This window comes from Peribacillus sp. NPDC060253 (assembly GCF_042727425.1).
Lineage (GTDB): Bacteria > Bacillota > Bacilli > Bacillales > DSM-1321 > Peribacillus.
On the sequence record NZ_JBHXAS010000177.1, the window covers coordinates 1 to 7,151 of the forward strand.

The window sequence follows — 7,151 nt, forward strand, 5'->3', positions numbered from 1 at the left end:
TTATAAAAATAGTTGGGAGAGGGATTTATAAATGATTAATAAAAACACATCCTTGAGGATGCAAAGTATCGTTTTTATTGGCTTTATGGGGGTAGGAAAAACGACGATCGGACAGAAAGTAGCGAGGAAACTATATAGGGACTTTATTGATATAGATCAAGAAATTGAAAAGGAATTCAATATGCCCACTACAGAAATATTCAAGAAATTTGGGGAAAAAGCTTTTCGCGAAAAAGAAAAAAGTGTGATCGATAGCTTTAGTCAACAACAATTGAAAATCATTTCCGTTGGAGGCGGGGCATTCTTACAAGAGGATATACGGAATATCTGTTTATCTAATTGCATCGTCTTCTACCTTGACTTATCTTGGGAATACTGGAAAGAGAGAATAGGCTTACTTATTGATAGTAGACCCGTTTTACAAAGTCGGACCCTTGAGGAAATCGAAGAACTCTTTTACACGAGGCAGGAAATATACTCATACCATCATTCAAAAGTGAATACCAATGATCTTGATGTTGATGAAGTGGCAGACTTTATAGTCGATTCATTGAAAGTGGCCTGGGATATTTATGAACCGCTCAAATAAGTCACTTTCCACGTTTTAAATCAATGCCCCCAATAAAAGAATAATAGAAAAGATGAAAAGGATACAGCGATAAGAATACCTACCCTTACATCCTGTAAACTAATCACCTTTTTATTTTTCTTTATTAGGAAGACTCTCTAATAATCAGTTCTGGGTTTAATATGATACGCTGTTGTTCACGTTCGATTTTCTCCATTTGCTGGTACAAGAGATTCGCTGCCTCTTTTCCAATACGTCTAGGAAATGAAGAAATGGTCGTTAACGGAGGATGATAGATTTCTGCGACTGGAACGTTATCGAACCCTACGATATCTATATCTATTCCAGGATTCATTCCTTTCATCCTTAATCCTTGCATAACTCCGAATGCTATTAAGTCGCTAAAGCAAAAAATGGCAGTTGGAGGATTTGGATTCTCAAGTACTTTCAATACAGCCTCCAGCCCTCCCTCCCGTGTGGGGGCACTATCTATCACCAACGATTCATCCACTTCCAATCCCGCTCTTGAAAGGGCTTCACGGTATCCCTCCATTCTCTCGATCCAGGTAGAGGATTCCTTGATGCCGCCAAGGAGCGCAATTCTTTTATGTCCCTTTTCAATGAGATGATTAACAGCAATTCTGGCTCCTTCTGGATAGTCAATGCCTACATAATCGCTATTCACTTCCGGTAATTCTCGAACAGCAAGGACCATCGGCGTGTCAATCTCATTTAATCGTTCAATTGTATCTTGTGAACTTTCAGAGACAGGACAAAGAATCAGGCCTCCCACCCTATGTTCCAACATCGTTGAAAGGAGATGGTCTTGCTTGGCAACCGAATCGAATGTCGTTCCCAGCAACACCGTGTAGCCGACCTCATCCAATGCATCGTGAACACCAATAAGGAATTCAGAAAAAAAGGTGTTTGATATGTCAGTAATAATGATTCCTACAGTATCAGAACTCTGCGACCTAAGGTTTGCAGCAATTCTATCGTAAACATAGCCCAATTCATGCATGGATTTTAAAACCTTTTTTCGCGTCGCTTCCGAAATTCGAGGGTTATTACGAACAATAAGGGAAGCAGTGGACGTAGATACGCCAGCATGTTTCGCTACTTGTTGCAACGTAACTCGACCTTTTTTGGATTGTTTCATAGTTCAATCACCATCTTGAATGTATTTTTGATGTATTTATTATGCTGTTACTATAATAATAATATAGTTACTCTTATTATTATACCCTTGCTTTTTGGACAGGGGCATTTCATCATTTAAAACCCCGTAATACATCTCTTTACACTATTCATTGTCGCCACACTAGTTCTAGAAGGTTAATTTTTAGTAATCCATCACAAATGGTTAATCATAGTCTGGTGCTGTGTCAATTTTTTATACCGATAATTAACAAAAGCTGCTGCTAGGATTCCTATGGTTGCAATAAAACAATCGAATAGAAATATATGCGATATATCACCACTCTTAGCAATTAACCCTGTTGCAATTGGTAAAATGACGCTCGCCAAACTAGAGGCTGTTGCAACGATACCCGTTACGGTTCCTTTTTTCTTCCAGAAAAGTTCAGTCATTATTGCAATGCTTAATTGAAATATCCCAGCTGTTGATGCTCCAAGGAAAAAGGAGGTAATACTTAAGACAATCGGTGATTGAACCGTTAATATAATGATCACTGTTAGTAAAGTAATCATGGGATAAAGTAATATCACTGTCACGGGCTTGATCACCTTGTTTAATAAGACGGATAATAGAAGGACGGAAAGAAGCGATCCAACACTATAATAGCTCAACAATTTAATGGAACCGGAAGTCGACATTCCTGCGACTTCGTGGCCGAAACTCGGCAACCATATTTGTGAAACGGTAAATAATGCAGTGGAAGTAAATCCAATAAAGATTAGCGCAAGTCCTTCTCCCCAGAATTTAGGTTCAGTTATGAACCTATTACTTTGTATATCGTCTTCCTTACTGACACGACCGGATTTGCTTGTCGGGAATGAAGCGGAAAGCATAAAAAGCATATTAATAAAATAGATGACAGCCGGCACTAAAAATGCTAAGCCATAAAATAATTGATTCTTAGAGAGAAACAAGATGATGAAAGGTAAGATGGTTGCACCCAGTGAACCAAAAGCCTTAACCATTACACTCGCGGAACCTGCAGATTTAGGAAACATTTCCGTTAGCGCCGGATATGTTCCAGCATCCATGGCAGAGTTGGAAATGCCCGCAAGCAAAGCAAAAACAAAGGCTATTTCATATGTGGGGGAAAATGGAATCCCAATTAAAAAAACTCCCATAACGATCGAGGAGATAATGATTAATGGCTTTCTTCCGAATTTATCTGATAATACTCCCGATAGACCGTACGTGAGTAATCTGCCAATCCCTATTGCGGCAATGAGATAACTGATGCCAGTTGAATCTGTATCCCATTGTTCTGTTAATGAGGACATGTTTGAGGCGAGGATTATATTAACAATCCCCAACAAAAAATAGTTAATATACATACCTGATGCCGCTTTAAAATACTGATTTTTCATTATTACACCCCTATAATAAATCACGTTATGATATTTCTCCCCTGTAACACTTAGTTAAACATCCAATTTATATTTGCATTTTGTATTATAGTCTCCCCTTTATGTTATCCATTTATATGAAAACCACTTTTCAAAAAAAAATGCTAAGAAAAACAAGGAATTTCACTCCCTGTTTTTCTTAGCTCCGAGAATTAACGCACACAATTTGCTGCAAATATTACTTATTCCATTCACTTATGATGCACAGCATGTATGAGAAAACCTCAATTACGATAAAATGGAGGACAATCTTCACAGTGGAAGCTTCTTATTCTGCAAACATTTGCTCTTTGATGTAATCTACCGGCATTTGTTGACCTGTCCATAGTTCAAAGGCCAATGCACCTTGCCAGAGCATCATCCCTAGACCATTAATGGCTGTAGCACCCGCAGCTTCAGCTTGTTCCATTAGTTTAGATTTACGTGGAATGTAAACAACATCCGTTACGATTAAATCGGGACGCAGCATTGATTCATCTTGAATGACACTTAAACCTTCAAGTGGTTTCATACCAACGCCCGTTCCATTTGCCAGAATATCACTTGTTAATATTTCAGCCCTTAATTGTTCAATATTTTCAAGAGGGTAAACATTCGCTTTCATATTTAAGTGTTTCATATCTTCATTGATGATTCGTACATTCTCCTCTGCTTGCGGGAAGAAAGCATCATCACGTGCAAAAATGCTAATTTCAGCTAATCCTTCTAACGCAGATTGTATGGCAATGGGAGTAGCGGCCCCACCAGAACCGATAAGAGTCATTTTCTTTCCTTTAATATCTATACCATGTTCTTTTAGGTTCCGAGTATACCCCATTCCATCTGTACTGTGACCTACGAATTTTCCATCTACATTGACAACTGTATTAACAGCGCCCGAAAATTTAGCACTGTCAGCCAATTCATCTAGGTATGGAAGGATTTTCATTTTATTTGGCATAGATACGTTAAACCCTTTTACATTTAATGCACGCATACCTTTTACCGCATCTTCCAACTGTTCATTTCCAACCTCAAATGCCAAATAGGCGCAATTCAATCCTAATTTATCAAAAGCCAAATTATGCATGGCGGGTGACAAAGAGTGTCCGATAGGTGTTGCCAGTAATCCTACTAATTCTGTTTTTCCATTTATTCGTCCTAGGTTTTCCATGTTCTATTCCCCCTGATATTATGATTTTATATAAATTCCTTCTTGGAAGAAATTTTGAAATTTAAATATTTTGATCAATGATTTCCAGTACACTTCTTAATTGAGTAACAGGAATTTGTCCTGGGGCAGATGCTTCTTTTCCGGCACCGAATGTACAAGCCGATCCAAATACCGCACCTGATAATCGACTGACCAGGCCAGTACCCGCCATTGACATCGTAATGAACGGACGATCCGCATATTTTGTTTTCATCGTGTGGGTTGCATCCAATAATACGAGTACGTCACCGACACTTTGAGGCATTACAGCAATTTTGGGGATATGAGCTCCAAATTCCTGCATTTTACGCAATCGGTAAATGATTTCTTCCTTTTCCGGTGTCTTATCGAAATCATGGTTACACATAATTACGTATACGCCATTTTCCTCTGCTATCTTCACAGTCTCTTTTACTGCAGATTCTTCAAAAAACAACTCTACATCTACAAGGTCAATATTCTTTGTTCTGATCGCTGTATGAAGTAGTTGAAAATAATATTCATCAGTGATTTCCTTGTTCCCGCCTTCTTTATGGCTTCTAAAAGTGAAAAGAAGCAGAGTGCTTGGTAAAGCACCTCTAAGTTTTGAAATCATTTCCGATACAGCTTCTAAGTTTTCAACATGTTCATACACGTCTACTCGCCATTCAATGATATCCGGCTCTAAAGCATTTACCGTTTCAACTTCTTTTAGTAGTTCTTCCTCCGTTGTCCCCATCAGTGGAACAATGATCTTTGGAATCCCTTCTCCGATCGTTACGTCTTTGATGGTTATGGTTTGCATACATGTTTCCCCCTTTTATTCTTCTCATCAGCTAAGCCACTGATGTTTGCTTCGATTCCTTAATTTGATGAAACTTTAATGACCTTTTTATATCGATAGGCAACGAATACGGCCAATAATATACTAACTACCGCAATTGCTACGTCAAACAAGAAGACTGCAGTTAAACCTGCACTCTTAGAAATGATACCTGTAACGAAGGGTATGATGATAAAGGCAGAGCTAGCTGCAATGTTTACATATGAAGTAATCGTCCCTTTATTGGCAGGGAAGAATTCTGTAATGATAGTCATGGCTAATTGAAAAACTCCTGCAGTTGAAAGCCCTATGAAGAAAGCACTCAAGACCGTCATAAATGGTTGTTGGATGTAAATGAGTGACAATAAAGATAATGCAGCAATGATTGGATAGATAATCATGACGGTAATGGGCTTTATTACTTTATTCAAAAGAACCGCTAGTAAAATGACAGAAACAAGGGATCCAATGCTATAGTAACTAAGCAATTGAACGGCCTTTGCCTGGGTAAGCCCCAATACTCCTTGTCCAAAGTTCGGTAGCCATACTTGAACGAGCATGAATAAAGCTGTTGAGGTGAAGCCTAAAAGTATGACAGCCAATCCTTCCTGAGCAAACTTCGGTTTTGATAGAAATTGGTGTTGAACCGCTGCAACTTGCTCGTCAGTTTGGGTTCCATTTGGAGCTTTATGATTTGGGAATGAAACCTTAAGCAAGAAAAGTCCATTAACAAGATAAACAGCAGCCATTAAGAAGAATGTATATCCGTAAAACATGTCTCTAGCTATGAAGAACGCCATGATGAAAGGAAGAAGTGCCGCACCAACGGAAACGAATGCTTTTACTAAAACAGTGGCGGAACCTGCTTTCTTTTGAAAAGCTTCAATAAGGGCTGGATAAGTACCAGCATCTAAAAATGAGTTTGCAATACCAGCGCATACGGCAAATATAAATGCCAACGTATAGTTAGGAGCCAAAGGTATACCTATGAGGAAGATAAGGTATATAAAAGATGCCGAAACGACAAATGGCTTCCTTCCTAATTTATCCGACAATCTACCGGCGAAAAACAAGGAAACCAATTTACCAATTCCTATAGCAGAGACCAAGTAGCTGATCCCCGATGCACTTGTATTTAATTGTTCGGACAAATTTTCCATATTTGATCCAATGATAATATTGATCATGCCTAAAATAAAATAGCTAATATATAAACCTGTTGCCATTTTTATATATGGATTTTTCATGAAACACACCCCTATGTTAGTTATTCAAAAATAATCAAAATGCAATTTGATTCTTAAGCCTTTCAGAAGTTTCCCCCTTGCCCCATATCATAATTTAAGAAACAAATTACGTTCATCGATTAAAAACAATACACTTCATTCAGTTAACGACTTCAGTTAGGTATATCGTTCTACTAACTTTATTACACACTAGTATATCGTTCTACTAACCATTTCGAGAATTGGTATATCGTTCTACTAACCTCGCATTTTGGTATATCGTTCTACTAACTAATTAATTCTTTACTCGTATTAAACTATGGATGATACTGAAGTAAAATAGTTAACTTTATTTAGTATATCGTTCTACTGAAATTATTATACTGCTCTAATTTACGTGTGTCAAACTTATGAAGCAGTCCTCCATAACTATGAAGCACTTTCCTTATACCAATATTTTAAAATTCTTCCTAGAAGCAATAAAAACAAGAAATCGTTCCAGTTTAATGCATCAGCTATAGGTCCAACCAATATAAGCATGAATAACGATAACGCTAGAACGCATTAATTGGTTTGTGGACGCTTCAGGTCGAATTATGTAGTGTTTAGGACGAATTATTTCACTTTAGGCCGAATCAGAAGCCGATTTGCCTTATTTTCAAACCATAGAGACACAAAAAAAGACCAGCCGGATGGCTGATCTTTAAAATGGCTTGGCGGCGTCCTACTCTCACAGGGGGAAACCCCCAACTACCATCGGCG

General features: G+C 38.1%; 6 protein-coding genes. 1 reads left to right on the forward strand and 5 read right to left on the reverse strand.

The annotated features are described in order from the left end of the window. Nucleotides 1-31: 31 nt before the first annotated feature. Nucleotides 32-589 (forward strand): shikimate kinase, encoded by a 558-nt coding sequence (locus ACFWE9_RS25050; RefSeq protein WP_230162974.1) that lies wholly within the window; start codon nt 32-34, stop codon nt 587-589. Nucleotides 590-713: 124 nt separating this feature from the next. On the opposite strand, the gene ACFWE9_RS25055 is transcribed toward ACFWE9_RS25050, so the two are convergent. The 5 genes from ACFWE9_RS25055 to ACFWE9_RS25075 form a co-directional block, all read right to left on the reverse strand. Beyond that, a complete protein-coding gene (locus ACFWE9_RS25055) occupies nt 714-1,727 on the reverse strand; it encodes a LacI family DNA-binding transcriptional regulator (protein ID WP_230162976.1) in 1,014 nt (337 codons plus the stop codon). Between the two features lie 194 nt (nt 1,728-1,921). Further along, nucleotides 1,922-3,130, reverse strand: a complete 1,209-nt coding sequence (locus ACFWE9_RS25060) for an MFS transporter (RefSeq protein WP_230162978.1) — start codon at nt 3,128-3,130, stop codon at nt 1,922-1,924. 307 nt (nt 3,131-3,437) lie between these two features. After that, the gene (aroE, locus tag ACFWE9_RS25065; RefSeq protein WP_377359352.1) at nt 3,438-4,322 is read right to left on the reverse strand and encodes a shikimate dehydrogenase; all 885 of its coding nucleotides are present in this window, start codon (nt 4,320-4,322) and stop codon (nt 3,438-3,440) included. A gap of 61 nt (nt 4,323-4,383) precedes the next feature. After that, a complete protein-coding gene (aroD, locus tag ACFWE9_RS25070; protein WP_377359354.1) occupies nt 4,384-5,145 on the reverse strand; it encodes a type I 3-dehydroquinate dehydratase in 762 nt (253 codons plus the stop codon). A 59-nt stretch (nt 5,146-5,204) separates the two neighbouring features. Then, nucleotides 5,205-6,410: an MFS transporter gene (locus ACFWE9_RS25075; protein WP_377359356.1), complete on the reverse strand. Its 1,206-nt coding sequence runs from the start codon at nt 6,408-6,410 to the stop codon at nt 5,205-5,207. Between the last annotated feature and the right edge of the window lie 741 nt (nt 6,411-7,151).